Below are 722 nucleotides of genomic sequence, written 5' to 3'. Positions count from 1 at the left end.
AGCTCGACGGTCAGGTCGGCATCATCGGCAACGGCGCGGGCCTGGTCATGTCCACCCTGGACGTGGTCGCCTACGCCGGGGAGGCCCACGGCGGGGTCAAGCCCGCCAACTTCCTGGACATCGGCGGCGGCGCCTCGGCCGAGGTGATGGCCAACGGCCTGGAGATCATCCTGGGCGACGCCGACGTCAAGAGCGTGTTCGTCAACGTCTTCGGCGGCATCACCGCCTGCGACGCGGTGGCCAACGGCATCGTGCAGGCCCTGGAGCTGCTGGAGTCGCGCGGCGACGACGTGTCCAAGCCGCTGGTGGTGCGCCTGGACGGCAACAACGCCGAGCTGGGGCGCACGATCCTGACCGAGCGGGCGCACCCGGCCGTGCGCCAGGTGGAGACCATGGACGGCGCCGCCGCTCAGGCCGCCGAACTGGCCGCGAAGTAACAAGGGGCGAGGGCGACATGGCTATTTTCCTGACCAAGGACAGCAAGGTGCTGGTCCAGGGCATGACCGGCTCTGAGGGCACCAAGCACACCCGGCGCATGCTGGCGTCGGGCACGCAGATCGTGGGCGGGGTCAACCCGCGCAAGGCCGGCAGCGAGGTCGACTTCGACGGCACCGCGGTGCCGGTGTTCGGGTCGGTGGCCGAGGGCATGGAGGCCACCGGCGCGGACGTGACGGTGATCTTCGTTCCGCCGAAGTTCACCAAGAGCGCGGTGGTCGAGGCGG

General features: G+C 70.2%; 2 pseudogenes. Both read left to right on the top strand.

What is annotated here, in order from left to right:
• A pseudogene (locus D450_RS0129050) lies at positions 1-437 on the top strand (ADP-forming succinate--CoA ligase subunit beta); the annotation flags it as partial.
• Between the two features lie 17 nt (positions 438-454).
• Positions 455-722: pseudogene (locus D450_RS31640) on the top strand (succinate--CoA ligase subunit alpha); the annotation flags it as partial.

The organism is Nocardiopsis halophila DSM 44494 (genome assembly GCF_000341245.1).
GTDB classification, from domain to species: Bacteria; Actinomycetota; Actinomycetes; order Streptosporangiales; family Streptosporangiaceae; genus Nocardiopsis_A; species Nocardiopsis_A halophila.
The sequence above is the reverse complement of the archived record's forward strand: the minus strand, read 5'-3'. Positions and strand labels throughout refer to the sequence as shown.